The 23722-nt window shown below is 71.9% G+C and carries 25 protein-coding genes; 11 read left to right on the top strand and 14 right to left on the bottom strand.

Annotated elements, in window-relative coordinates:
• Positions 1-83 precede the first annotated feature (83 nt).
• Positions 84-569, top strand: coding sequence for a molybdopterin-dependent oxidoreductase (locus AV521_RS10195; protein WP_076086637.1), 486 nt, complete (start codon positions 84-86; stop codon positions 567-569).
• Here the strand turns inward: AV521_RS10195 and AV521_RS10190 are convergent.
• Together AV521_RS10190 and AV521_RS10185 are read right to left on the bottom strand one after the other, a co-directional pair.
• Positions 484-3222 carry a molybdopterin-dependent oxidoreductase gene (locus AV521_RS10190; protein WP_076086635.1) on the bottom strand — a complete coding sequence of 913 codons (2739 nt, stop codon included), beginning with the start codon at positions 3220-3222 and terminating at the stop codon, positions 484-486. The genes AV521_RS10195 and AV521_RS10190 overlap by 86 nt on opposite strands.
• Entirely contained in the window at positions 3219-4043 is an 825-nt protein-coding gene (locus tag AV521_RS10185) for a xanthine dehydrogenase family protein subunit M (RefSeq protein WP_076086632.1), read from the bottom strand. Before AV521_RS10185 ends, AV521_RS10190 begins: the two co-directional genes overlap by 4 nt.
• A gap of 211 nt (positions 4044-4254) precedes the next feature.
• Between AV521_RS10185 and AV521_RS10180 the strand changes: the two genes are divergently transcribed.
• Positions 4255-5859, top strand: coding sequence for a PucR family transcriptional regulator (locus AV521_RS10180; RefSeq protein ID WP_076086628.1), 1605 nt, complete (start codon positions 4255-4257; stop codon positions 5857-5859).
• A gap of 60 nt (positions 5860-5919) precedes the next feature.
• On the opposite strand, the gene AV521_RS10175 is transcribed toward AV521_RS10180, so the two are convergent.
• On the bottom strand, positions 5920-6315 hold the full coding sequence (locus AV521_RS10175; protein WP_076086754.1) for a molybdopterin-binding protein: 396 nt from the start codon (positions 6313-6315) through the stop codon (positions 5920-5922).
• A gap of 125 nt (positions 6316-6440) precedes the next feature.
• Here AV521_RS10175 and AV521_RS10170 point away from each other — a divergent pair, with 125 nt between their 5' ends.
• Positions 6441-7019 (top strand): DUF1707 domain-containing protein, encoded by a 579-nt coding sequence (locus AV521_RS10170; RefSeq protein ID WP_076086625.1) that lies wholly within the window; start codon positions 6441-6443, stop codon positions 7017-7019.
• Between the two features lie 39 nt (positions 7020-7058).
• Here AV521_RS10170 and AV521_RS10165 read toward each other — a convergent pair whose 3' ends face one another.
• From AV521_RS10165 to AV521_RS10155, 3 genes are all read right to left on the bottom strand, one after another.
• On the bottom strand, positions 7059-9014 hold the full coding sequence (locus tag AV521_RS10165; RefSeq protein ID WP_076086622.1) for an APC family permease: 1956 nt from the start codon (positions 9012-9014) through the stop codon (positions 7059-7061).
• Positions 9015-9282: 268 nt separating this feature from the next.
• Positions 9283-9840 carry a hypothetical protein gene (locus AV521_RS10160; RefSeq protein ID WP_076086619.1) on the bottom strand — a complete coding sequence of 186 codons (558 nt, stop codon included), beginning with the start codon at positions 9838-9840 and terminating at the stop codon, positions 9283-9285.
• A gap of 166 nt (positions 9841-10006) precedes the next feature.
• Positions 10007-10537: a universal stress protein gene (locus AV521_RS10155; protein ID WP_076086616.1), complete on the bottom strand. Its 531-nt coding sequence runs from the start codon at positions 10535-10537 to the stop codon at positions 10007-10009.
• A gap of 277 nt (positions 10538-10814) precedes the next feature.
• Between AV521_RS10155 and AV521_RS10150 the strand changes: the two genes are divergently transcribed.
• Positions 10815-11567: a carbohydrate ABC transporter permease gene (locus AV521_RS10150; RefSeq protein ID WP_076086752.1), complete on the top strand. Its 753-nt coding sequence runs from the start codon at positions 10815-10817 to the stop codon at positions 11565-11567.
• Between the two features lie 121 nt (positions 11568-11688).
• Here AV521_RS10150 and AV521_RS10145 read toward each other — a convergent pair whose 3' ends face one another.
• Together AV521_RS10145 and AV521_RS10140 are read right to left on the bottom strand one after the other, a co-directional pair.
• Complete coding sequence (locus AV521_RS10145; RefSeq protein ID WP_067135827.1) at positions 11689-11895, bottom strand: DUF5999 family protein; 207 nt, start codon at positions 11893-11895, stop codon at positions 11689-11691.
• 288 nt (positions 11896-12183) lie between these two features.
• Positions 12184-12783: a hypothetical protein gene (locus AV521_RS10140; protein ID WP_076086612.1), complete on the bottom strand. Its 600-nt coding sequence runs from the start codon at positions 12781-12783 to the stop codon at positions 12184-12186.
• Positions 12784-13353: 570 nt separating this feature from the next.
• Between AV521_RS10140 and AV521_RS10135 the strand changes: the two genes are divergently transcribed.
• Both AV521_RS10135 and AV521_RS10130 read left to right on the top strand, forming a co-directional pair.
• The gene (locus AV521_RS10135; protein WP_076086609.1) at positions 13354-14871 is read left to right on the top strand and encodes a glutamate--cysteine ligase; all 1518 of its coding nucleotides are present in this window, start codon (positions 13354-13356) and stop codon (positions 14869-14871) included.
• Positions 14872-15033: 162 nt separating this feature from the next.
• Complete coding sequence (locus AV521_RS10130; RefSeq protein WP_076086606.1) at positions 15034-15834, top strand: CPBP family intramembrane glutamic endopeptidase; 801 nt, start codon at positions 15034-15036, stop codon at positions 15832-15834.
• Positions 15835-15850: 16 nt separating this feature from the next.
• On the opposite strand, the gene AV521_RS10125 is transcribed toward AV521_RS10130, so the two are convergent.
• Positions 15851-16663 (bottom strand): PhzF family phenazine biosynthesis protein, encoded by an 813-nt coding sequence (locus AV521_RS10125; RefSeq protein WP_076086603.1) that lies wholly within the window; start codon positions 16661-16663, stop codon positions 15851-15853.
• A 45-nt stretch (positions 16664-16708) separates the two neighbouring features.
• The gene (locus AV521_RS10120; RefSeq protein ID WP_076086599.1) at positions 16709-17164 is read right to left on the bottom strand and encodes a hypothetical protein; all 456 of its coding nucleotides are present in this window, start codon (positions 17162-17164) and stop codon (positions 16709-16711) included.
• 117 nt (positions 17165-17281) lie between these two features.
• On the opposite strand from AV521_RS10120, the gene AV521_RS10115 reads away from it, so the two are divergent.
• A complete protein-coding gene (locus AV521_RS10115; protein WP_076086596.1) occupies positions 17282-17647 on the top strand; it encodes a MerR family transcriptional regulator in 366 nt (121 codons plus the stop codon).
• 70 nt (positions 17648-17717) lie between these two features.
• Here AV521_RS10115 and AV521_RS10110 read toward each other — a convergent pair whose 3' ends face one another.
• The gene (locus tag AV521_RS10110) at positions 17718-18260 is read right to left on the bottom strand and encodes a hypothetical protein (protein ID WP_076086593.1); all 543 of its coding nucleotides are present in this window, start codon (positions 18258-18260) and stop codon (positions 17718-17720) included.
• Positions 18261-18549: 289 nt separating this feature from the next.
• Between AV521_RS10110 and AV521_RS10105 the strand changes: the two genes are divergently transcribed.
• Positions 18550-19176: a PadR family transcriptional regulator gene (locus AV521_RS10105; protein WP_031226750.1), complete on the top strand. Its 627-nt coding sequence runs from the start codon at positions 18550-18552 to the stop codon at positions 19174-19176.
• A gap of 163 nt (positions 19177-19339) precedes the next feature.
• Here the strand turns inward: AV521_RS10105 and AV521_RS10100 are convergent, their stop codons facing one another.
• Positions 19340-19768, bottom strand: coding sequence for an SRPBCC family protein (locus AV521_RS10100; RefSeq protein ID WP_076086590.1), 429 nt, complete (start codon positions 19766-19768; stop codon positions 19340-19342).
• An 88-nt stretch (positions 19769-19856) separates the two neighbouring features.
• Complete coding sequence (locus tag AV521_RS10095; RefSeq protein ID WP_076086587.1) at positions 19857-20051, bottom strand: hypothetical protein; 195 nt, start codon at positions 20049-20051, stop codon at positions 19857-19859.
• A gap of 150 nt (positions 20052-20201) precedes the next feature.
• On the opposite strand from AV521_RS10095, the gene AV521_RS10090 reads away from it, so the two are divergent.
• The 3 genes from AV521_RS10090 (at position 20202) to AV521_RS10080 (ending at position 22992) form a co-directional block, all read left to right on the top strand.
• A complete protein-coding gene (locus AV521_RS10090) occupies positions 20202-20780 on the top strand; it encodes a Clp protease N-terminal domain-containing protein (protein ID WP_256725489.1) in 579 nt (192 codons plus the stop codon).
• 70 nt (positions 20781-20850) lie between these two features.
• Positions 20851-21855, top strand: coding sequence for a DMT family transporter (locus AV521_RS10085; RefSeq protein WP_076086584.1), 1005 nt, complete (start codon positions 20851-20853; stop codon positions 21853-21855).
• 192 nt (positions 21856-22047) lie between these two features.
• On the top strand, positions 22048-22992 hold the full coding sequence (locus tag AV521_RS10080; RefSeq protein ID WP_076086581.1) for a DMT family transporter: 945 nt from the start codon (positions 22048-22050) through the stop codon (positions 22990-22992).
• A 23-nt stretch (positions 22993-23015) separates the two neighbouring features.
• Here AV521_RS10080 and AV521_RS10075 read toward each other — a convergent pair whose 3' ends face one another.
• Complete coding sequence (locus AV521_RS10075) at positions 23016-23696, bottom strand: pyridoxamine 5'-phosphate oxidase family protein (protein ID WP_076086577.1); 681 nt, start codon at positions 23694-23696, stop codon at positions 23016-23018.
• Positions 23697-23722 lie beyond the last annotated feature (26 nt).

Below are 23722 nucleotides of genomic sequence, written 5' to 3'. Positions count from 1 at the left end.
GCGAACTTGTGATGCGGAGCTCGCATGTGCGTTTGCACGGTGCGCTCCCGCGGGTACGGTGCTGCGGGAGGTGGTCGCAGGTGATGCTCGCGGAACTCGACCTGACCGGCGATCTGGCCCGGCCCGCCCGGCTGACCGTGCCGGACCTGCTCCGCTGGCCGCAGCACCGGGTGGACGTCAGCTTCGAGTGCGCGACCAGCGGCATCCAGCGCCACCGGTTCGCCGGCCCCCGGCTGTACGACGTCCTCGTCGACGCGGGGCCCGGTTTCGACCCGGCGCGGCGCAAGGACCGGCTGCGTTTCCTGATCGCCGTCACCGGCACCGACGGCCACCACGCCGTGCTGTCCTGGGCCGAGATCGACCCGGACTTCGCGCACGCGCCGGTCCTGCTGGGCGTACGGATCGACGACACCCCGCTGGACGTGGCCGGGCCCCAGCTGGTGCTCCCGCAGGACCGGTGCGGGGCCCGGCACATCAGCGGGATCACGGCGATCCGGGTGGACGGCGGCTGTCGTTGTGGCGCGCCAGCTCCCGCCACACTCGGTCACGCGGCAGCGGCACCTCGGTGAACCGCACGCCCGTCGCGTCCCGAAGGGCGTTCGCCAGGGCCGGGGCGACCGGGTTGAAGGGGCTCTCGCTCATCGACTTCGCGCCCAGCGGGCCGATCGCGTCGGCCGTCTCCATGAAGTGCACCTCGGTGCGCGGCACATCGGCGTACTGCGGGAGCCGGTAGCGGCGGAAGGCGGCCGTGTCGACCGCGCCCCGCTCGTCCAGCAGCACCCGCTCGAAGAGCGTGGCGCCGAGCGCCTGGGCGACCCCGCCCTCCACCTGGCCCCTGCACTGCATCGGGTTCATCACCTTGCCCGCGTCGGCCGCGTGCACACTGCGCAGGATGCGGATCTCGCCGGTGCCGGGATCGACCGCCACCCGGAACCAGTGCGCGTTGAAGGCGACCGAGCGCGGGGTGCCGCCGAAGTGCCCGTCGGCGGCGAGCTCCAGGCCGACCGCGCGGGAGGCCGCGTACGCCTCCTTGAGCAGCAGGCGCCCACCGGGGTGCAGCACGGCCTCCTCGACGAGCCGGCAGTCGGCGCGCGCCACACCCAGGTGGGCGGCGGCGAAGTCCAGCAGCTGGTCGGCGAGGGCGCGCGCGGCGCGCAGGGTGGCCTTGCCGGCCACGACCGTGCCGGTGGAGGCGAAGGCGCCCGTGTCGTGTCGTACGACGTCCGTGTCGGACTGGCGGATGGCGATCCGGTCGACGGTGGTGGCGAGTTCGCCGGCCGCGATCTGCTTGTGCACGGTCGTGGTGCCGTTGCCGAACTCGGCGGTGCCGACGGCCAGATCGAAGGTGCCGTCGGGCAGCAGGGTGGCCTTGGCGTCGGCGATGTGGCCGCCGGGCGGCCCGGTCGCGATCATCGCCAGGGCCGCGCCCTCACCGAGCAGCCAGCCGCCGGGGGCGGGTTCACCGGGCTGGGACTGCGCTCTGCGCACGATCGACAGGCACTGGTCGAGGCCGTAGCTCGCGATGTGCAGGTCCTCCTCGTGACCGCCCGGGGTGAGCATCGGCTCGTCGGGGCCGATGATGTTGCGGGCCTTGAACTCCAGCGGGTCCAGGCCCAGTCGCCGGGCCAGCTCGTCCAGCGCGGACTCCACCGCGAACAGCACCTGGCCGAGGCCGTAGCCCCGGAAGGCGCCCGCCGGGACGGTGTGCGTGTACACCGAGTAGGCGTCGACCTGTTTGTGCGCGGCGCGGTAGACGGCCATGGACTCGCCGACGCTGTGGAACATCACGGCCGGGCCGTGATTGCCGTAGGCGCCGGTGTTCGCGACGACGCGCAGCTGGAGGGCGGTGAGGGTGCCGTCGCGGCGGGCGCCCGCCTTCACCCGGATCGTGAACGGGTGCCGGGTGGTCGCGCCGTAGAACTGCTCGGCGCGTGTGTACTCCAGCTTCACCGGCTTGCGCAGCTTCAGTACGGCGAGGGTCACGATGTCCTCGACCAGCATCTCCTGCTTGCCGCCGAACCCGCCGCCGACCCGGCCCGTGACCACGCGGACCTGCTCCTCGGGCAGGTCGTACAGCGCGCACAGGGCGCGACGGGTGAGGAACGGGGTCTGGGAGCTGGTACGGACGGTGAGCCGGCCGTCCTTGTCGATCCAGGCGAGCGCGCCGTGCGTCTCCAGGCTGGCGTGCTGGACCCGCTGGGTGCGGAAGGTCTCCTCGTAGACGACGTCCGCCTCGGCGAAGCCCGCTTCGACATCGCCGATCTCGCCGTGCGCCTCGCCGACGACGTTGTCCTGCGGGCGGGAGATCCGGGCCGTTCCCGCGTCCTTGTCGTGGACCACGGGAGCCCCCGGCCGCATGGCCTCCTCGGGGTCGAGTACGGCGGGCAGTTCCTCGTACGTCACCTCGATCCGCCGGCAGCCCTCCTCGGCGGCCGCCTCGCTGTCGGCGACGACGGCCGCCACGCGCTGGCCGGCGTAGCGGACCGTGTCGTCGAGGACGCGGGTGTCGTCCGGGTCCTCCTCGGGGTGTTCGTGGCGGGCGGTGGAGAAGTGCCGTTCCGGGGCGTCGTGGTGGGTGAACACGGCCTGGACGCCCGGGACGCGCAGGGCGGCGGAGGTGTCGATCGCGAGGACGCGGGCGTGGGCGTGCGGGGAGCGCAGCAGCTTCATGTGGAGCAGGCCGGGCACGTCGATGTCGAAGGTGTAGCGGGCGGTGCCGGTGACGACCTGGGGTCCGGCCGGGGCGGGCAGGCTGCGGCCCACGGACTCGCCGGGCGCGGGTTCCTCCACGTTCTTCACCCCGCGTACGGCGTCCTCGATGGCCCGGTATCCGGTGCAGCGGCACAGGTTGCCCTTGAACGCCCGCGGCAGGTCGGCCAGTTTGTCCTCGTCGAGGGCGGCCGTGGTCATCAGGAAGCCGGCGGTGCAGAAGCCGCACTGGAAGCCCTGGGCGTCGAGGAACTTCCGCTGGACGGGATGGAGTTCGCCGTCCGGGGCGGCCAGGCCCTCGACCGTGGTGACACGGTGGCCGTCGGCCCGGAAGGCCGGGTACAGGCAGCTGTGCACGGGCCTGCCGTCGACATGGACCGTGCAGGCGCCGCAGTCGCCCTGGTCGCAGCCCTTCTTCACGCCGAACCAGCCGCGTTCGCGCAGATAGGTGCGCAGGCACTGGCCGGGCCTCGGCTCCTCCTCGAAGGTCCGGCCGTTGACGTCCACCCTCATCGCCGCTCCTCCTCCGCCAGTTCCCGGTGGATCTCCTCCGCCAACCGGAGCGTCATGTGCCGCCGCCACTCGGGCAGTCCGTGGATGTCGTCGAACCACTCGCCGTGCGCGACCGCCCCGTCGATCGCCTCCCGCAGCGCCGCGGCCGTCGGGGCCAGCGGGAACCAGAGCCGCACCGGGCGGACCGTGGCGGCGGTGACGGTGAGCGCGACCGAGTGGTCGACCGGGTCGAGCGTGCCGATGACGAGGACGGCCGAGCGGCCCAGGCCGTACAGCGAGGTCTGCCGGAACGCCGTACGGCAGGCCAGGGCGCGGGCGGGGAGGGTGACCGAGCGCAGCAGCTCGCCCGCGGCGAGGTCCTTGCGGCCCGCTCCGATGACGAAGTCGGCGACCCGGACCCGGCGCCGGCTGCCGTCCTGGGCGATGAGCAGACACTCCCCGTCGAGAGCGGCCGTGAGGGAGATCATCGGACCGGCCGGCAGGCCGTTGCACAGGTTCCCGCCGACCGTGGCCATGTTCCAGATCTTGAACGAGGCGAGGAACGCCCGGCAGCACTGCTCGAAGAGGGGAGCCGCGGGAGCGACCAAGTCCCGTGCGTATCGCGAGAGTTCCGCGATGGTGCAGGTGGCGGCAAGCTCCAGCGAGCCGTCCGGGTGGCGGTGCACGGGTGTCCAGCCCATCCGGCTCAGGTCCACCAGGCGCCGCAGGTGCGGCTGGGGCTCGGAGAACAGGTACGTTCCGCCGCCGAGCCAGGCGTCCCCCGGCCGCCACGGCGCGGGCCGCCTGGCGTCTCGTATCTCGACCACCGTGTTCAGGTCCATGGCCGAAAGTGAACCAACGGGGAACCGGTCCGGACGACTGGTGCGGAGCACGGAAACTCCGACACCGCCGCAGCTCCCACTGGAGGATCCACCAAGAGGCATTCCGCTCCCGCAGGCTTGCATTTACGATGCTGTATCTCGCACTCGGCTTGCGAATGCGAGATGCCAGGCGGTCTGCTCGCCGCCCGGCGGCCGTACGAGGAGCCAGCACATGCACGTCGAACACCTCCTGGGGGACGCCTCCCTCGGCCTGCGCCTGCTGTGGGCGGAGGACGCCCTGATGAGGCGTGAAATCAGCGGAGTGACCGTCACGGACCTGGAGGACCCGGCCCGGTTCGTGCGGCCCGGCGAGGTGGTGCTCAGCGGACTGGTGTGGTGGTCGCCCGACGGCGGCTCCGGCAAGGCGGAGCGGTTCGTCTCGGCGCTCAAGGACGCGGGGGCGGCCGCGCTGCTCGCTGGCGAGGAGACCCACGGAAGTGTGCCGGACGACCTGGTCGAGGCATGCGTACGGCACCGGGTGCCGGTGGCCGGGGTGCCGGCCCACATCATGTTCCGGTCGATCACGGACACCGTGTATCTGCGGCAGTGGGGCGGGCTGAGCCGGCATCACGCGCTGCCGGAGAACACCCGCGTACGGCTGAGCCGGCTGCTCGCTCAGGAGGCCGGGCCGGACGCCGTACTCGCCGCGGCCTTCGCCCACCTCGGCGGGACCGCCGCGTACGTCTTCACCGCGTCCGGGCGGACGGTCGCGGCCACGGCGGGCGCGGCGGCCGTGCCGGCCCGGGAGGCGGTCGCACTCGTCGCGGACGGGTCCGGGGTGACCGCCTCCGTCGACACCGCCGGAGTGTCCGCGTACGAGCGCCGGCTGCTGTACCTGCCCGATCCCGACGGTGCCCCACCGAGCATGCTGCACGAGGTCGCCGCCGCGCTGGCGCGCTGTCAGGAGGCCGGTGCCCGGCGTCCGTCGGCCGGGTCGCGCGCGGCGGACGAACTCGGTGCGCTGCTGGCCGCTCCGGGCGAGCGGGAGGACGCGGCCGTGGAGGCGGCGCTGCGCCGGTGCGGGCTGCCGGAGACGGGCCCGTACCGGGCGATCGTCGCGGACGCGGCGATACGACCGCCGGAGGTGCCGCAGCCGGGGGTGGGTGAAGTGCTGCCCGCCGAGGGGGCGTTGGCCGAGGTGGCCGCGCATCTGGTGGAGGCGGGTGGCCCTGCCGAGGCGGAGTCGGCCGGTGGCACGGGCGAGGGTGAGGGCGAGGGGGCTTCCGCTGTGGCGGTCGCCGTGGGGCGGCTGCCGGACGGATGCGCCTTCGCGGTGCTCGCCGGTGGGGTGGCGGACGGCTGGGCGGACGAGGCGTGGCAGCTGGTCGCCGACTGCGCGCCCGGCGTCGTGCTGCACGGCGGCATGGGCGTGCCCGCGGCGGAACCCGAGGGCCTGGGAGGCGCGCTGGCGCAGGCCCGCTACGCCCTCACCTCGGCCCGCAGCACCGCGCCCGGCGCCTCCCGCCTGATCGACGCCGGTTCCCTCACCACCCTCGACTCCCTGCTCACGGGGGTGCCGGCCGATGTGCGCGCCGCCTACAGCCATAGGGTCCTCGGCCCGCTGCTGGAGAGCGACCGGCCCGGCATCGCCGCCCTGCTGAGCACCCTGGAGACCTTCCTGGCCTGCGACGGCTCCTGGGCGCGTACGGCCCAGGAGCTGCATCTGCACGTCAACACCGTGCACTACCGGATGGAACGCGTCGAGCGGCTCACCGGGCGTGACCTGTCCCGACTGCGGGACCGGCTCGATCTGTGGGCGGCGCTGATGTGCCGGTGAGGGTGCGTTGGTAAGGGGCCCCTGGTGGGGGGTGCCGGGAGCGGGCGCGGCGCTGTCGGGTCAGACGCGGTCGATGTGCACGTTGGTGGACTTCACGCGCGCGGTGGCCTCCATGCCGACCTCCAGGCCCAGTTCCTCGACCGCTTCCCGGGTCAGCAGCGACACCAGCCGGTGCGGGCCCGCCTGGATCTCCACCTGGGCGGCCACGTCACCGAGTTTGATCGCCGTGACGATGCCGGGGAACGCGTTGCGGACGGAGGTGTAAGGGGCGTCGTCCTCGCCACTGCCCGCCTTGGCCAGTTCGACGGAGAACGCGGCGAGGTCCCCGCCGTCGATGAGCCGCCGCCCGGACTCGTCGCGATGGGTCGCCACCCGGCCCGCGTCGGCCCAGCGGCGGGCGGTGTCCGGGCTCACGCCGAGCAGCCGTGCCGCCTGGCCGATCGTGTAGGACTGCATGCCGGTCACGATAGGGCCACCCCCTGGGAAGCGTGGATCTGGGGTTGGCCGTTGGGTATAACGCGATATAGCGTTACTCTGTGATGCCGGCTCCCTGCGGGGACGTTCTGAATCGGGGTGAGGGTATGGCGGTCGAGCTGCCCGCGGAGACGTCGTCCGGGCTGCGCGCCTCGCACGCGGACCGGGACCAGGTGGTGGACGTACTGACGGGCGCCGCCGGAGACGGCCGGATCACGGCCGAGGAGCTGGACGAGCGGGTGGCGGCCGCGCTGTCCGCGCGCACGCTCGGAGAGCTGGCGGTGCTCACCGCCGATCTGCCGCAGGAGGCCGACGCGGCACCGGCCAAGGACGTCGTCCGGATCGAGCAGCAGTACGCCTCGGCCACGCGCGAGGGCCGCTGGGTCGTGCCGCGCCGGCTGGAGATCGTGTGCGCCTGGGGAAACGTGACCCTGGACCTCTCCGACGCCGTGATCACGCACGACACCCTCGACATCGACCTGGACATGTGCGGCGGCACCCTGCGCCTGCTCACTCGGCCCGGCGTGGTCGTCGATGCCGACTCGCTGGCGATCGGCCACAGCAAGACCAAGGTCCGCCCGGCCCGTGATCCCGAGGCGCCGGTCGTGCTCCGGGTGGCGATAGGCGGCCAACTGAGCATGGGCAAGGTGGAGGTACGACCGCCTCGGCGGTGGTTCGGAAAGTAGCGCCGAGCCGGTCGGGCTCGGCGCTGTCGGGCTCCGGACTCAGCCGGTGTGCACCCGCGGCCGGCGCACCCGGTCCGGCTCCGCCTCGCGCAGGACCTCTCGGGTCACCGGGGCGACCTCGCCCTGCCCGAAGAGGAAGAAGCGCAGGAAGTTGGCGAGCGGTGTGCCCTCGGTCCATTCGAAGTAGATGTGCGGCGTGCAGCCCGTCATGTCACGGGCGTGCAGCAGCAGTGCTGCCAGGGCGTTGGGGATGGAGGAGGACTCCAGGGTCAGGACCCGGTAGCGACCGTGCAGGACCTCGCCGCGCACGGTCAGTCCCGCCTCGAACTCGGAGGGGTCGGTGACCGTGACCTCGACGAAGACGAAGTCCTCCTGCTCCGGCATGTCGTTGTCGGCGCGGATCTGCTCGATCTTTTCGCGATACTCGGCCTTGTCGCGTTGACCCGGCTCGTTGGCGATAAACCGGATCTTGCGGCTGGCCATGTCCCGGATGAATCGTTCCGCCATCGGATCGAACGTCACGCTGGTCACGCGCAGCTCGAAGGCGCGGGCGAGCCGGGACAGCAGCGAGACCAGAATGATGCCGATGATGAAACAGGCACCGATCTTCACACCGTCCGGGCGCTCGATGACGTTGGCGACGGTGACATAGAGAAGGACCGCGGAGACGACCGCGAAGGCGATGGTCCAGCCGCGCTGAGCGGCCCTGCGCGCGGCGATGGTCACAGCGATCGCCGCGGAGGACATCAGCACCAGCACGCCGGTGGCGTATGCGCCGCCCTGTGCGTCGACGTTGGCGTCGAAGAGCCAGGTGACCAGGAAGGCGACCAGCGTGAAGACGATCACCATCGGGCGCACGGCGCGGGCCCAGTGCGGGGCCATGCCGTAGCGGGGCAGATAGCGCGGCATCAGGTTGAGCAGACCGGCCATGGCCGAAGCGCCGGCGAACCACAGGATCGCGATGGTGGAGAGGTCGTAAACCGTGCCGAAGGCGCCGCCGAGGTACTCGTGTGCGAGGAAGGCGAGCGCGCGGCCGTTGGCTTGCCCGCCGGACTTGAACTCGTTCGCCGGGATCAGCACCGTGGTGATGAAGCTGGTGGCGATCAGGAAAACGCTCATGATGAGCGCCGCGGCCGTCAGCAGCTTCTTGGTGTCGCGGATCCGGCCCTTGGGGTTCTCCTCGGTGTCGTCGGGGTCGCCCTGGACGTGGGGCATCACGGCGACACCCGTCTCGAAGCCGGACAGGCCCAGGGCCAGTTTCGGGAAGACCAGCAGGGACACGCCGATCATGGCGAAGACGTTGCCGTGCTGGGTGGTCAGGGCGCTGGTCCAGTCGGTGACGACGTGCCCGGCGGTGAGGACGTGCCACATGCCGACGACCACGACTACGACGTTCAGCGCGAGATAGACCACCACAAGGGCGACCGCGACGCCGATCGCCTCCAGGAAGCCCTTGAGGAACACCGCGCCGAGCAGGGCGACCAGCAGCAGCGTGATCAGCATCTGCTGACCGTGCAGTGCGCTCTGCAGGTGTGGGTTCTCGATGAGGTGGGTGGAGGCGTCTGCGGCCGACAGGGTGATGGTGATCAGGAAGTCCGTGGCGGCGAAGCCCAGCAGTGTCAGAACGAACAGCTTGCCCTTCCAGAAAGACAGCAGCCGCTCCAGCATCGCGATGGAGCCCTCGCCGTGAGGACTCTCCTCCGCCACGCGGCGGTACACCGGGAGAGCGCCCGCCAGGGTGACCACGACGAGAACGAGGGTGGCGACAGGTGAGAGCAGACCGGCCGCCAGGGCCGCGATGCCCGGCTGGTACCCCAGGGTCGAGAAGTAGTCGACGCCGGTCAGGCACATCACGCGCCACCAGCGCTGGCCCTTGTGCGGGGGCTCGGGTTCGGCGTGGGGCCCGGTGTGGCCGCCGTGCTTGCCCATGTCGGACAGCCCCTCCAGCATCCAGTTGCGCAAGCGACTGGGAGGAGGGTGTTCGGTCGTGGCCATCGGCGTGCTCCTGGGTGCGGCTCAGCTCTTTCCGGCCATCACGCGGACGGCGGCACCAGCGTATGCAGAGAGTGACGTCTGGGCCCACGGATCCGGGCGCAGGAGGCGTCAAACTTGCGTTAAGAATGGCCTGGAAGGCGCAGAGCCGCATCAAGAACGGGAGGCCGGAGAGGTTTGCCGGGAACACGGCCGTTCGGGTCAGTCATTGGGGTGTCGCCCCATGGACGGCCACCGAGCGTCATGGTGTCAGAGCCGTGAAAACACCACCTCACTCCATGCCGGAGGCCCGGAACACGCTCAGGGCCGTGTCGCTGTCGACGCGTCGGGCGAGGCGGTGCAGGGCCGTCGTGCCGCACAGCAGGATGCCGGCCGCCTCGGAGGCGCGTACGCCCTCGTCGAGCAGGTACCACAGGTTCGGATTGCGGATCAGGACCTCGGGGTCGATCTCGACCCGGTTGCCGAGGGCGTCGCGCAGGATCAGTCGCTGGGCGACGCCGTCCAGCGGGCGCACCGCGACCAGCAGATCGGTGCGGACACGGCGGGTGACCAGCAGTCGTCGCACGGCCAGCCAGCCCGTACCGGCCGACACCCGCACCGGGAACAGGACGAGCAGCAACAGCAGGGCGAGGACGCCCCAGACGGCGCCGCGCCACGAGGTGAGGGAGCCTGCCGCCCAGTCGACGGACAGCAGTAGTCCGAGCAGCACACCGGCGTAGCGGAGCGCCGTGCGTGCGTCCGCTCGCCAGTCGCGGTCGTACGCCACACCGACGGGGCCGGCCGGGTGCGAACCCATGGGCCGGGTCGGGGCGTCGTCGTGGCGCTTCATGGCTGAGACGTTAGACAGCCCTGGTCCCGCCGGAGCGTTCGTTGACGGCATCCTGACGGCCGGCGTACGCGTTTTGACGGGATCCGAGCGCGCGGGGGGAACCCGGTGACCGCAGCGCGCCCCGGGCCCTCATTGCACCCGGGGGCCCAGTGGCCTCGCGCCGCCGTCACAACCCCCGTATATCCATGCGCAGATGCCAGGTGTACCGCCGGTGCACGGACATCAGTTCTGACTCCAGCGGCGACGGGGGCACCGCGAGGACCGGGCAGACCGCGTGGGCCAGGCAGTGGCGGGAGACCCGGCCCGAGAAGGCGCGTTGCAGACCGCGTCGGCCCGCGCCCACGACGAGGACGTCGTCCTCCCGGTCCGCGGTCGCCACCAGCGCCGGGCCCGGGGCGCCCCGGACGACGACCGCGTGCATCGGCACCCCGGGGGCGTCCACGCCGAAGATCTCGTCGAGCACCGCGGCCAGCCGCTGTCTGGCCAGCCGCTGCCAGTCCTCGATCAGCAGACCGGCGGCGGGGGAGCGGCGTGCGGCGGGGTCACCGCCCGGTGGCTCCCAGGCCAGCACGGGCCACAGTTCCGCTCCCAGCCGACGGGCCAGCGCGGTGGCCCGACGCAGGGCCGTGACGCTGCCCAGGGAGCCACTCACACCGACCACGACCCGAGCGGCCGCCGAGGCGTCGTAACCGGACATCACTCCACCGTTCCTCGCGGGCGACGCCGGGTGTCTCGCGCGTGGACGTGCCCGCCCTGCAAGGCCCTTGGTTCCTCTCTTCCATCCCACTCCCGTCCCGGCGATTCGACCAGCCGGGCGGACCGTCGCCTTCCGGGCCCTCTTTCCGGGTCGCGCGCCCGGCACGGCTCCGCACCCGCCACCTCCTGCGCGACACCTTGACGCTCCCGACACCCGTTCCTGGAGTCGCCGTTCGGAACGTTCGGTATTTGAGTCGAATGTTTCGGTCGACTCCGAGCTGCAGTACGCGCTGTTCTCCGGCCTCAAGTCCACCGACCAGCTGTCCCGCAACCCGGTGGGGCTGCCGAGCCCCTGGGTGTTCGCCAACTACGGCGACATCCTCGGCTCGGGTTCCGTCTGGCGGCTGGTCGGCAACAGCACGCTGATCGCGGTCGGTACGACGGTGCTCGTCGTCGCGGTGTCCGCGCTCGCCGCCTTCTCCTTCGCGCGGTTCGCCTTCCGGGGCAGGGAAGTGCTGTTCACGCTGTTCACGATGGGGCTGATGTTCCCGTTCGCGGTGGCGGCGCTGCCGCTGTTCCTGCTGCTGCGGTCGCTGGGGCTGCTGGACAACCCGCTGGGCGTGATCCTTCCGCAGGCCGCGTTCGGGCTGCCGATGACGATCATCGTCCTGAGGGGCTTCTTCCGGCAGATCCCGGGCGAGCTGGAGGAGGCGGCCACGCTCGACGGCTGCGGACCGCTCGGGTTCTTCTGGCGGGTACTGCTGCCGATGGTCCGGCCGGCGCTCGGCACGGTCTCCGTGCTCGCCGTCGTCACGAGCTGGAACAACTTCTTCCTGCCGCTGCTGGTGTTCACGGACTCGACCTGGTGGACCATCCCGATCGGTGTGCAGCAGTTCCAGGGCCGGTACTCCGCCGACACCGCGCGCGTCTTCGCCTACCTCGTGCTCGCCATCGTCCCCGCCCTGGCCTTCTACTCGGTCGCCGAACGCCAGCTGGTCGGTGGTCTCACCGCGGGTGCCACCAAGGGCTGAGCCGCCGTACGAGGCGCTGCGCCGACATGTGGTCACCGAACGTGACCGACCCCGGACACACGTCGGGGCCGGTGCGCACCGGACGGGTGCGGCCGGCCCCTGGAGGTCGCTCGTGCTCCGCTCAGGCGGCGGTCATCACCTGGTCCGCACCGAGCGGGCGGTGCGGACCGATGATCCGGCCGTCGGGCAGCAGCTCACCGGTGTCCTCGAAGAGCAGGACGCCGTTGCACAGCAGACTCCACCCCTGCTCCGGGTGGTGCGCCACGAGACGGGCGGACTCCCGGTCGGCGGACTCGGCTGGTGGACACGGCGGCTGGTGCTGGCACATGGGTGGGATCTTTCGCTCTGTCGTGGTCATGGCCGTCCCCCGTGGTGATAAGTCGGTCGGAACCCAGTGTTGCCCTCTGGGCGTCATTCCGCAGGGATTTCGCAGCACCGCTTCTCACAGGTTCATGACGCGTCACCCGGGCGGACGGTTCAGTCCAAGTGCACTGTCCCTTTGGATGGTTCGCAGTGGCCGGATGGGGCTAGTCCATGCAGGCCACACGCCCTGACATGAACGTACCCCGCTCCCCTTGCGGGCAAGCGGGGTACGAGGTCGGCCGTCGCGCGGTGGTCAGGCGGGCGAGCCCAGCACCGGCGGCCCCAGCAGCGACACGGGAGTCGCGCGCTGGGTCAGCACCGGCAGCAACTCCGTCACCGGGAACGGGCGGTGTGTCGGTATGCCGGGCGGGGCCGGCGCCAGAGGGACGAGCAGATCGGTGTCGGCCGGATGCCCCTCGGCTCCGTCGGCGCCTGTGTCGCCGTGCAGCCACAGGGTCAGCATGTACAGACCGGGCACCGACAGCAGTCGGGCCTGGTACGGCTGTTGCAGCGTCTCGGCCTGCTGCAGGGCGCGCTCGGTGGAGGTGACGTAGGGGCCCTCGAAGAAGTGCGAGAAGGTCCAGCCGTCGGGCGTGAGCATGGTCTCGGCCGCGGCCACCGCACGCTCGCCGGACCGTATCAGGAAGCGCCAGCCGGCCAGCCGGGTCGCGGACAGGCCCTGCGGGGTGATCCGGTCCAGGACATGCACGGGCAACGGGAGTTCGGGTGTCGTCGGGCCCTGTGCGGCACGCAGGGAGGGGGTGCGGGCCTCACGGACCGCGGTGGGTGAGCCGAGGGCGGCGAGGACGGAACGCAGGGCGGGCGCGGGGGCAGGGGGCACGTGGAGCGGCATGTGGGTCGCCTCTCTCATTCGACAGGCGCGACGGCGCGAGGAGGGGTGGGGCGGACGACGCTGTCTGCTCACGCAAGGCCAAAAGGGTGAAGGCCCGATCGGTGAACATGGGTGCGGCTCGGCCTGCCGCCCGTCGCGAGGACGGCCTGAACACGGCAGGAACCAGGACCGAGGGCGTCAGCCTTCTACCTTGTGGGCGAAGTTTATACGACGTCCGTTCGGCCGTTGTTTCGTCTATCTCATTTCCGGGGGTGACGCAAGGCGGTAATACGCCGTCGATTTGCGGGACTTCTCCCGGTTCCCGGGCCGGTGTGCCACCGCTGACCTCGCCATACGCGCCGGTAACGGTCGGCCGAATGTCATCGGCGTTTTTCACGAGGAGTTCGGGGAACTCGAAGACGCGGACTGTTGCATGCCCCGTGAATGTGCCGCGGGGAACATTCCGACAGGGTAGCGGGCGCCGCGCTCGCACGGGACGTTATCGATCGCTTCCGCTGGGCATCATCCCCCCACTGACCGGGAGCCCGGCGGCCGGAACGCCGGCCCGCCCATCCGAGGAGGGACACTTCGATGGGGGAGAAGGTCGCGGCAGGGCAGTTCGACCTGTCCGATCGCCAGCGCTACCGCGAAAAGCTCCAGAAGTGCCTCGCGGGACTGGAGCGGCTGTTGCGCGAGAAGAGATTCGACCGTCCCAAGAACCTCATGGGAGTCGAGATCGAATTGAATCTCGCTGGACCCGACGGTATGCCGAAAATGTTGAACGGGCAGGTGCTGGAACGCATCGCGAGCCGCGATTTCCAAACAGAACTCGCCATGTTCAATCTGGAAGTCAACATCGCCCCACACCGATTGGGCGGCCGGGTATTCGACCGGCTCGCCGAGGAACTGCGCACCTCGCTCGCCTACGCCGATCGCAAGGCCGGCGAGGTGGACGCGGGCATCGTCATGATCGGCATCCTGCCCACGCTCGACCGCGACGACCTGGTCTCCGCCAACCTCTCCGAGGTCGACCGTTACACCATGCTCAACGACCAGATCGTGGCCGCACGCGGAGAGGACTTCCGGCTCGACATCGAGGGCGTGGAGCACCTCGTGTGCACGTCCAAGTCGATCGTCCCGGAGGCCGCGTGCACCTCCGTACAGCTGCACCTGCAGGTCACCCCGGCCCGGTTCGCGGACGTGTGGAACGCGGCGCAGGTGGCGACCGCCGCGCAGATCGCCGTCGGCGCCAACTCGCCGTTCCTGTTCGGCCGCGAGCTGTGGCGCGAGTCCCGGCCACCGCTGTTCCTGCAGTCCACCGACACCCGCCCGCCCGAACTGCAGGCGCAGGGTGTACGGCCGCGCACCTGGTTCGGCGAGCGGTGGATCAGCTCCGCGCAGGAGCTGTTCGAGGAGAACCTGCGCTACTTCCCGGCCCTGCTGCCGATCTGCGACGACGAGGAGCCGCTGGACGTGATCGCGGCCGGCGGCACGCCCAGGCTCGCCGAACTGGTGCTGCACAACGGCACGATCTACCGCTGGAACCGGCCGGTGTACGGCATCGCGGACGGCGTCCCGCACCTCAGGGTGGAGAACCGGGTGCTGCCGGCCGGGCCGACCATCACCGATGTGATCGCCAACGCGGCCTTCTACTACGGCCTGGTCCGCGCCCTCGCCGAGGAGTCCCGGCCGGTGTGGACCCGGCTGCCGTTCGCCGCGGCCGAGGCCAACTTCGACACCGCGTGCCGGTACGGCGTCGACGCGAGGTTCGTATGGCCCCGGCGAGGGCGCTACGGCGGCACGGGAGTGGTCGACGCGGTCACCCTGATCCGTGACGAGCTGCTGCCGCTGGCCGCGGCCGGGCTGGACGCGTGGGGTGTGGAGGCGGCCGACCGCGACCTGTACCTGGGCGTCATCGAGGAGCGCTGCCGCAGGCGGGTGAACGGGGCGTCCTGGCAGGCGGCCACGTTCCATCGAGCGCTGGAGCAGGGGCTGAACCGAGACGGTGCGCTCGCCGCCACGACGCGGAGGTATGCCGAGCTGATGCATGTGGGGGAGCCGGTGCACACGTGGCCGGTGGGGTTGCCGGAGCCGGTTCCTCTGGGATGACGGTCGCTCCGCCGTATTGCGCCGACCTGGGTTGAGCGTCGTACACAGGCGTACCGGTGCTGCTCGTGCGCGACGGCCCGGTACGCCGTCCTCACATGTGCTTCTGCGATCCTTGCGGGGCGAAGGTGGGCCAGGGGGCCCGTGAGCCGCAGGGAGGCAGGGGTGCAGGTGGAGGCTGACTCGGTGACCGCGTCCGGGGCGCGCGAGCGTGGCCCGCGGCGGATCCTGCGGGACGAGACACTGCTCGTGCTCGGGCTCTCGCTGGGCGCGAGCGGGGTCTCCGCGCTGATCAGCTTCATCGGCTCGGTCACCAAGCCCGGCGGTCTGAAGGACCAGGCGGCCACCCTCAACGCCTCGGCCGCGCCCGGCCGCCCCTGGCTCGACCTGGCCTGGCAGCTGTTCGGCATCGCCACCGCGTTGGTCCCCGTCGCCCTGGTCGCCCACCTCCTGCTGCGCGAGGGCGCGGGCCTGCGCACCCTCGGCTTCGACCGCACCCGCCCCCGGCCCGACCTGGCCCGGGGCGCCGGGATCGCGGCGGTGATCGGCAGCACCGGGATCGCCTTCTACCTGGCCGCCCGCGGCCTCGGCTTCAACCTCACGGTCGTCCCCGAGGCGCTGCCGGACGTGTGGTGGAAGTACCCGGTACTGATCCTGTCCGCCCTGCAGAACGCGGTCCTCGAAGAGGTCATCGTCGTCGGCTATCTGCTGCGCAGGCTGGGCCAGTTGGGCTGGAGCCCGGGGACCGCTCTGGTGGCCAGCGCGGTCCTGCGCGGTTCGTACCACCTCTACCAGGGTGTCGGCGGCTTCCTCGGCAACATGGTCATGGGCGTGGTGTTCGTGTACCTGTACCGGCGCTGGGGACGGGTCGGTCCCCTGGTCGTCGCGCACTCCCTGCTCGACATCGGCGCCTTCGTCGGCTACGCCCTCCTCGCGGGCAAGGTGGGCTGGCTGCCGACGGCCTGAGACTCTGAACGCCTGGTCAGGCGTGCAGCTCGCCCTCGATGACCGTGACCGCGCGGCCGGTGAGCAGGGTGCGGTCGCCGCGCAGACCGGTGCGGACCAGGCCGGTGCGGCGGGAGGCCTGCAGCCCGGTGAGGTCGTCGCGGCCGAGGCGCGCCGACCAGTGCGGGGCGAGCGCGGTGTGGGCGCTGCCGGTGACCGGGTCCTCGTCGATGCCGACGTTCGGGAAGAAGCAGCGGGAGACGAAGTCGTAGCCCCGGGACGGGTCCTCGGCACGGGCGGTGGCGATGACGCCGCGCGAGGAGTAGGCGCCGAGGGACCTGTGGTCCGGCGTGAGGCCGAGGACGGTCTTCTCGTCGGCGAGTTCCACGAGCAGGTCGCCGACGTTCGCGCCGGTGTCGAAGACGGCGACGGGCTCGGCACCCAGCGCCTCGGCGACCCCGGCCGGGATCTCGATCCGGGTCAGCGGGGCGGTCGGGAAGTCGAGGGTGATCGAGCCGTCCGCGGCGGGCGTGGCGCTGAGCACGCCGCTGCGGGTGGTGAACCGCACCGGGCCCTCGTGGGCGCCGGTGGTGTGCAGGACGTGGGCGGTGGCGAGTGTGGCGTGCCCGCACATCGCCACCTCGGCAACGGGCGTGAACCAGCGCAGCGCCCAGTCCGCCTCGCCTCCCTCGGGCAGCGGGTGGGCGAACGCCGTCTCGGCGTGGTTCACCTCCATGGCGACGTTCTGGAGCCAGTCGTCGTCCGGGAAGACGTCGTCCAGGAGCAGGACGCCGGCCGGGTTGCCGGTGAAGGGGCGGTCGGAGAAGGCGTCCACGATTCGAATGCGCATGACGCCGACGCTAACGGCTGCGACGGCCCTCGGCACAAGGCCAATTCACGAGTCCTGGCACGTTTCCCGGACGCCGGTGGCCCGCGCCCGCGCCCATGGCGCGAGCTGGGCGACGCCGAACGACACCTCCAGCACCAGGAACGGCCACAGCACCCCGGGCCCGCCGTGTGCCAGCGCGTACGCCTGCCACAGCGAGAACAGGGCGCGGGCGGTGCCGTCGAGCAGACCGTGCAGGGGCAGCGGTCGTACGACGCGCAGGACGGACCAGACCACCACGACCGAGCCCATCAGGTTGGCGTACAGGGTCTGCATGGGGGTGAGTGCGGGCATGGCGCCGAGACCGGCCGCGTCGCCGCCGGCCGACAGCAGGCGATGCAGCAGCGCGTACGTCCAGGGCGTGGCGAATCCGGCCGTGACGACCAGGTCGTACCAGCCGCTGGAGCGGACGAGGCGCAGATAGGCGGGGGAAGCAGGGGAAAGGACAGGGGAAGCAGGAGGCATCGGAGGCTCCTCGGGGCTCCTGGGAAGGGCTCGCTCGGGCGCCGCCCACGCTAGACAGCGGAGTACGCTCCAAGGTCAAGCCGACCGAGCCGGTGGGGACCAAGCGGCGGGGGAGTCATGCGCATCGGAGAACTGGCCGCGCGTACGGGGCTGTCGAAGGACACCCTGCGCTTCTACGAGAAGATCGGCCTGCTCGACGGCGGCCGGCTGCCCAACGGCTACCGTGACTTCCCGCCGGAGACCGTGGTCTGGCTGCGCTACGTCCGCACCGCACAGGCGCTCGGCTTCACCCTGGCGGAGATCGCCCGGCACGGTGAGGAGCTGCGGGACGCCCCGGACAGCGCCGAGGCCCTGTCCGTCCTGTTCGAGGACAAGATCCGGGTCATCGACGCGCGCATGGCCGAACTGACGGCGCTCCGCGCGGACCTGACCTCCCGCGTGGGCGCGGGCTGTCCGTTGCGGGCGGCGGAACAGGCGGTCTGAGGGGCACGCGCGAGCGCGTTGCCGCGCGGGGGTACGGACAACTGCCAGGGGCCTGCCGGGGAGGGGTCCCTCAGGCGGCCGTCGCCCGATGCCGTGCGGGGCGATGACGGCGATAGTAGGAGAGCGTGACGGCGGCGGTCAGCGGGCCCCAGAGGACCAGCGGCTGGTAGAGAAGGCCGACGACCAGATTGCCGGTGGGTGTCATGCCCTCGTGCGGATACGTCCACCACCACGGGACGTCGGCCCAGATCACGGTGAGAGCCGCCGCGCCGAGGGCGGCAGGGACGACGGCGGCCGGAGGACGCACCCTTCGCCCTCCGAGCAGCGGTATCCAGCGCGGGACGACCTCGCCCCACGGCCGCACCAGGCCGGTCGTCAGGAAAGCGGCCAGCTCGCAGAGCACGCTGAGCGTCAGCATCCACGCCTTGGCCCCGAACGTCTCGAAGGGCCCGAAGCCCGTCGCCGTGTAGCCGGCGGGGTATCCGAGCACCAGCGCGATGCGCCACAGCCCGCTCGGCAGCACCAGCAGCGTGGTCAGATGCGCGGCCCGGACGGTCCAACGCGGCGGCGCCAGTGTGGAGTTGGCGGGAGTGGAAGGCGAGTGAAGGCTCATGCGAACGATCCTCAGGCACATCTCGACGCTCTTCGTCGGCCTGCGCGGCGCACTCGTGTGAGCCGCCGGTACGAGGCCTGTGCGGCCTGCTCGGCCGGGCGGCGGGAGCGGGGTCCTCCTCCGGGACGAGGGGTCGTCCTTCGCGACGAAGAGTCCTCCCCTGGGACGAGATGTGCGACGGGCTCTCGGAAGGGTGTTGCCATGCGATCGGTCCCGATATATCGTTGAGGCATCGCGAACGATACGCGATGCAAACGTGACAGATCAGCGATGGAATGGAGTGATCGCGATGCGTACCCACGGATTCGAGCGTGGACATCGGCACGAGGGCCCCGGAATGCGGGGCATGGGTGGATTCGACGGGCGACGGGCCGCCTTCGGACCCTTCGGTCCGGGTGGTCCCGGATTCGGGCCCGGCGGACCCGGATTCGGACCCGGTCCCTGGGGGCCCAGGGGGCGCGGTGGCCCGCGGGGACGGGCGCGGCGCGGTGATGTGCGGGCCTCGATCCTGGCCCTGCTCAAGGACCGCCCCATGCACGGCTACGAAATGATCCAGGAGATCGCGGAACGCAGCGGCGGCGCGTGGAAGCCGAGCCCCGGCTCGGTGTATCCGACGCTCCAGCTGCTGGAGGACGAGGGTCTGATCGCCAGCGAGACCGAGGGCGGCAAGAAGCTGTTCGCCCTCACCGAGGACGGGCGCACCGCCGCCGACGAGGGGCCGGACGCACCCTGGGAGGAGGCCTCGCGCGGGGTCGACTGGGAGGCCCTCAGTGAGATCCGCCAGGCCGGCTTCGGTCTGATGGAGGCCTTCGGCCAGGTCTGGAAGACCGGCAGCAAGGAACAGCGCGAGAAGGCGCTGGCCGTCATCAACGAGGCCCGCAAGAAGCTGTACCTGATCCTCGCCGACGAGCACTGAGGATCGCAGGCGCGGTGAGGCGCCCCGCACGGTGATCCGGGCGGGGCGCCTTCGCGTGCCCGGGACCGCCGAAGGCGCCTTCGCGCGGCCGGGACCGCTGAGGGCGCCATCGCGTGCCCCGCCCGCCGGGGTGCCGTCGTATGCCCGGCCGGCCCGCCCGGGTTCAGACCACCAGGCCGGCCAGCTTGCGCAGTGACTCGTTCAGGGCGGCCGTCGCCGAGTCCTTCAGCTTGCCCGCCATCAGTGAGACGGCGGCGCCGGTGAACTCGCCGTCGATGCGCACGGACGTGGCGTCGCCGTCGGGGGTGAGGGTGTAGCGGGTGGCGACCGTCACCGCCATCGGACCCTTGCCGCGGATGGCCAACACCCGCGCCGGCTCCAGCTCCTCGACGGTCCAGTCGACCTCGGCCGGGAAGCCCATCAGCTTCATGTTCTCCTGGAACGTCCCGCCCACGGCCAGCGTCTCCGGGCCGCCCTTGGGGAAGCTGGTGTGGGTGGCGTTCCACTCCCCGTACGACGACCAGTCGGTGAGCTGGGCCCACACCTTCTCGGCCGGTGCCTGGATGCGTGCCTCCGCGCTGACTTCGGCCATACGACCACCCCTTCGGAATCGGGCGTAGCGGGCTACGGTGTCGCGGAACGTAGCCGCAGGGGCGTGAACATTCAATACTGATGAACCGTCAGGAATGTCGGTCGATGGGCGCGGGTCGGCCCACCCGCCGTATCGCCGCCGCGTCGAACAGATCCCACGCGCTCGGCAGGGCACTCTCGTCGCGGCAGTGCCAGGCCTCCCGGAACAGGTCCGCGAGCAGGGCGTCCTCTCCACGCCGGTGTGGGATGTGCGGGGGCGTGGGGTGGTTGCGTGCAGGGCGCATGGCAAGGCGACGCGCGCCCTCCTGGGCCGGAGCGGCCGAATCTCCTCCGTAAGGATGAGATGCAGATCGTCGATGTCCACTCTGTGTGGGACGCGAAGATGGTTCCAGTCGTGGATGACTCGGCCCGTTGAGGCTGATGGGGTAGGGGATGTGCAACCCCGTACTGCCCGCCGGGCCGCCCATGACGAGGCGGCCGCGCACCTGGATGACGATGCCGCGCTCGGCGCAGAGCTGGCGGCGGTGCTCGCCGGTGCCCGCCGCAGGGCCGTACGGGACGGGGACCGGCAGATCGACACCGCCCATCTGCTGCACTCCCTCCTGGAACACGACCCCGAGGTCCGCGCCGCCGTCGGCGGCCCGCCGCAGCTCGCCCGGCTCCTCGGCTACCTGGTGCAGCGCAGCATCGGCTACGGACTGCGCTGGCAGGGCAGCGTGGAGGACTCCGGCGCGCTCGCCGTCCTGCCCGCCACGGCCGTTCCCGGCGCACGGGAACCCATGGACACCGCCGGCTGGTCGCCCGCGGCGGCCGCCGCACTGTCCGGCGCCCGTGCACGTGTCCGCCTGCGCGGCGAGCCCCGCGTCACGGGCGTCGATCTCCTCGCAGCGCTCACCGCGGACCCGGGGTCCCGGGCCGTCGAGGTGCTCGAACGCGCCGGCATCCGCGACCTGAACACCCGGCTCGCGGCCGGCGCCGAGGAGTGCGCCGGCGACGGCGATCCGGTCCGCTGAGGGCGTCGCACGTCCAGCCCCTGAGACAGGTGTCATAGGGGATGACGCTCATGTCGCCGCCTGTCATCATGTGCCGGTGCACACGTCAGAGAGCAGTCAGGGCAGCTGTGGCAGGGGTGTCGGGCTCGGTCTCGCGCTCGCCTCGGCACTCGCCTTCGGCGGGTCCGGAGTGGCCGCGAAGCCGCTGATCGAGGCGGGCCTCGACCCGCTCCACGTGGTCTGGCTGCGGGTGGCCGGCGCCGCCGTGGTCATGCTGCCGCTCGCCGTGCGGCACCGGGCGCTGCCGCGCCGCCGCCCCGCGCTGCTCGCCGGGTTCGGACTGCTCGCCGTCGCCGGTGTCCAGGCCTGCTACTTCGCCGCGCTCTCCCGGATCCCGGTGGGCGTGGCCCTGCTCATCGAGTACCTGGCTCCCGCACTCGTGCTGGGCTGGGTGCGGTTCGTGCAGCGGCGGCCGGTGACGCGTGCCGCCGCGCTCGGTGTGGTCCTCGCGGCCGGCGGCCTCGCCTGTGTGGTGGAGGTCTGGTCGGGGCTGAGCTTCGACGCCCTCGGCCTGCTGCTCGCCCTCGGAGCCGCCTGCTGCCAGGTCGGCTATTTCGTCCTGGCCGACCACGGAGGTGACGCGGGCGACGAGGCACCGGACCCGCTCGGTGTCATCGCCTACGGTCTGCTCGTCGGCGCCCTCGTCCTGACGGTCGTCGCCCGCCCCTGGACCATGCGCTGGTCGGTGCTCACCGGCTCGGCGGACATGAACGGCACCGCCGTACCGGCCCTCGCCCTGCTGGGCTGGATCGTGCTGATCGCCACCGTCGCCGCGTACGTCACCGGGGTGCTCTCCGTGCGCCGGCTGTCTCCGCAGGTCGCGGGCGTCGTCGCCTGCCTGGAGGCGGTCATCGCGACCGTGCTGGCCTGGGTGCTGCTCGGCGAGCACCTGTCCCTGCCACAGATCGCGGGCGGCGCCGTCGTCCTGCTCGGCGCGTTCATCGCCCAGTCCTCGACCCCCGCCAAGGGTTCCGCCGAGCCGGTGGCCGCGGGCGGCGCGGAGCGGGAGTTGTCAGCGCGCGGTACGGCTGCCTAAGGTGCCGGTCATGCCGTCCACGCTCGTTCTTCCGCCCCCGGCCGCCTGAGGCGGGCCTCCGGGACACCCGCCCAGCGCCGCTTGTGCGCCGGGCCGGACGGTGCTGCCCGCAGATGAAGTCCGCGCGCCCCGCTGAAACGGGTCGCCCTCGAACTTCCGCACCGTCGTGTGCGCTTCTGCGGAGAAAATCCCTTGTCGAACACTGCTTCTGGCCTGCCCGTCGGGCGTGGCCTGCTCTATCTGATCATCACCGGTGCCGCATGGGGCACCGCCGGCGCCGCCGCCTCCCTGGTCTACCGGACCAGTGACATGGGCGCCTTCGGGCTGTCCTTCTGGCGCTGCGCGCTGGGACTCGTCCTGCTGCTCGCCGGACGAGGGCTGCGCCCCCGGGTCCGCCCGGCCACCATCGAACCCCTGGCCCGCAGGGCCGGCCGGGTCCTCGCCACCGGCCTCGGCCTCGCGGTGTTCCAGACCGCCTACTTCGCCGCCGTGGAGTCCACCGGACTGGCCATGGCCACCGTCGTCACCCTCGGCGCGGGCCCCGTGCTCATCGCGCTCGGTGCCCGGCTGCTGCTCGGCGAACGGCTGGGCGCAGGCGGGGCGTTGGCCGTCGCCGGGGCGCTCGCCGGGCTCGCGGTGCTGACCTTCGGCGGCTCGGCCGCGACCGTGCGCCCGGCCGGTGTGCTCCTGGCGCTCGCCTCGGCCGCGGGCTACGGCGCCATGACCCTGCTGACCCGCTGGTGGGGGAGGGGCGGCGGCGCCGACGCCTCCGACACCACCGCCGGGGCGTTCGCGGTGACCGCCTTGTGCCTGCTGCCGTTCGCGCTGCACGAAGGCCTGCTCCCGCACACCGCCCACCCGGCACGGCTGCTGTGGCTCGTGCTCTACATCGCCGCCGTGCCCACGGCCCTCGCGTACGCCCTGTACTTCGCCGGAGCGGCCGTCGTACGGTCCGCCACCGTCTCCGTGATCATGCTGCTGGAGCCGGTGACCGCGGCCGTGCTCGCCGTCGCCCTGCTCGGCGAGCGGCTGACGGCGACCACCGCGGCCGGCACCCTGCTCCTGCTCGGCGCGGTCGCGGGTCTCGCCGTGAGCGAGGCCCGCGGATCCGGCCGCAGGGAGTCGATCCCGGTGTGACCGGCCGGCCCAGGGACAGGCGCCTACCGGGCCTTCAGGTAGTCCGGCAGCTCGATGCCGGGTGCCAGGTCGGCGTTGGGGACCGGGGTGCCGTAGCCGCGCTGGACCGGGACGACGCCGGCCCAGTGCGGCAGGGCGAGGTCCTCCGGCTCGTCGTTCGCGCCGCCGGTGCGGAGCTTGGCCGAGACCTCGTCCAGGTCCAGGCGGATCACCATGGTGGCGGCCAGCTCCTTCTTGTTCGCGGGCCGGGAGTCGGCGGCGCGGCCCGGCACGACCTGGTCCACCAGCGCGTCCAGGGCCGCCCGCTTCTCGTCCGGGTCGGTGACCTGGCGCGCGATGCCGTGCACCACCACGGAGCGGTAGTTGAGGGAGTGGTGGAAGGCGGAACGGGCCAGCACCAGCCCGTCCAGGTGGGTGACCGTCAGGCACACCGGAAGGCCCGGGTCGGCCTCGCCGGTCATCCGCAGCGGACGCGAACCGGTGGACCCGTGCACATAGAGCCGCTCGCCGACCCGGCCGTACAGCGTCGGCAGCACCACGGGCGCGCCGTCGCGGACGAAGCCGAGGTGGCAGACGTACCCCTCGTCGAGTATCGAGTGCACCAGTTCCTTGTCGTACGACGCCCGGTCCGCGGAGCGCGTGGGCACGGTGCGGTCGGTCGGGGCATAGGCGGCGGCCTGGGTTTCCTCGGTCGTCCCCTGCATGGGTGGTTCCTCCGTGGCGAGCGATG

The organism is Streptomyces sp. IMTB 2501 (assembly GCF_001953885.1).
GTDB lineage: Bacteria > Actinomycetota > Actinomycetes > Streptomycetales > Streptomycetaceae > Streptomyces.
This window is presented reverse-complemented; position numbering and strand designations above follow the sequence as displayed.

Excerpts from the sequence above, each read along its gene's own strand:
- AV521_RS10195 (WP_076086637.1), top strand. The coding sequence starts at position 84 with ATGCTCGCGGAACTCGACCTGACCGGCGATCTGGCCCGGCCCGCCCGG.
- AV521_RS10190 (WP_076086635.1), bottom strand. The coding sequence starts at position 3,222 with ATGAGGGTGGACGTCAACGGCCGGACCTTCGAGGAGGAGCCGAGGCCC.
- AV521_RS10185 (WP_076086632.1), bottom strand. The coding sequence starts at position 4,043 with ATGGACCTGAACACGGTGGTCGAGATACGAGACGCCAGGCGGCCCGCG.
- AV521_RS10180 (WP_076086628.1), top strand. The coding sequence starts at position 4,255 with ATGCACGTCGAACACCTCCTGGGGGACGCCTCCCTCGGCCTGCGCCTG.
- AV521_RS10175 (WP_076086754.1), bottom strand. The coding sequence starts at position 6,315 with ATGCAGTCCTACACGATCGGCCAGGCGGCACGGCTGCTCGGCGTGAGC.
- AV521_RS10170 (WP_076086625.1), top strand. The coding sequence starts at position 6,441 with ATGGCGGTCGAGCTGCCCGCGGAGACGTCGTCCGGGCTGCGCGCCTCG.
- AV521_RS10165 (WP_076086622.1), bottom strand. The coding sequence starts at position 9,014 with ATGGCCACGACCGAACACCCTCCTCCCAGTCGCTTGCGCAACTGGATG.
- AV521_RS10160 (WP_076086619.1), bottom strand. The coding sequence starts at position 9,840 with ATGAAGCGCCACGACGACGCCCCGACCCGGCCCATGGGTTCGCACCCG.
- AV521_RS10155 (WP_076086616.1), bottom strand. The coding sequence starts at position 10,537 with ATGTCCGGTTACGACGCCTCGGCGGCCGCTCGGGTCGTGGTCGGTGTG.
- AV521_RS10145 (WP_067135827.1), bottom strand. The coding sequence starts at position 11,895 with ATGTGCCAGCACCAGCCGCCGTGTCCACCAGCCGAGTCCGCCGACCGG.
- AV521_RS10140 (WP_076086612.1), bottom strand. The coding sequence starts at position 12,783 with ATGCCGCTCCACGTGCCCCCTGCCCCCGCGCCCGCCCTGCGTTCCGTC.
- AV521_RS10135 (WP_076086609.1), top strand. The coding sequence starts at position 13,354 with ATGGGGGAGAAGGTCGCGGCAGGGCAGTTCGACCTGTCCGATCGCCAG.
- AV521_RS10125 (WP_076086603.1), bottom strand. The coding sequence starts at position 16,663 with ATGCGCATTCGAATCGTGGACGCCTTCTCCGACCGCCCCTTCACCGGC.
- AV521_RS10120 (WP_076086599.1), bottom strand. The coding sequence starts at position 17,164 with ATGCCTCCTGCTTCCCCTGTCCTTTCCCCTGCTTCCCCCGCCTATCTG.
- AV521_RS10115 (WP_076086596.1), top strand. The coding sequence starts at position 17,282 with ATGCGCATCGGAGAACTGGCCGCGCGTACGGGGCTGTCGAAGGACACC.
- AV521_RS10110 (WP_076086593.1), bottom strand. The coding sequence starts at position 18,260 with ATGAGCCTTCACTCGCCTTCCACTCCCGCCAACTCCACACTGGCGCCG.
- AV521_RS10105 (WP_031226750.1), top strand. The coding sequence starts at position 18,550 with ATGCGTACCCACGGATTCGAGCGTGGACATCGGCACGAGGGCCCCGGA.
- AV521_RS10100 (WP_076086590.1), bottom strand. The coding sequence starts at position 19,768 with ATGGCCGAAGTCAGCGCGGAGGCACGCATCCAGGCACCGGCCGAGAAG.
- AV521_RS10095 (WP_076086587.1), bottom strand. The coding sequence starts at position 20,051 with ATGCGCCCTGCACGCAACCACCCCACGCCCCCGCACATCCCACACCGG.
- AV521_RS10075 (WP_076086577.1), bottom strand. The coding sequence starts at position 23,696 with ATGCAGGGGACGACCGAGGAAACCCAGGCCGCCGCCTATGCCCCGACC.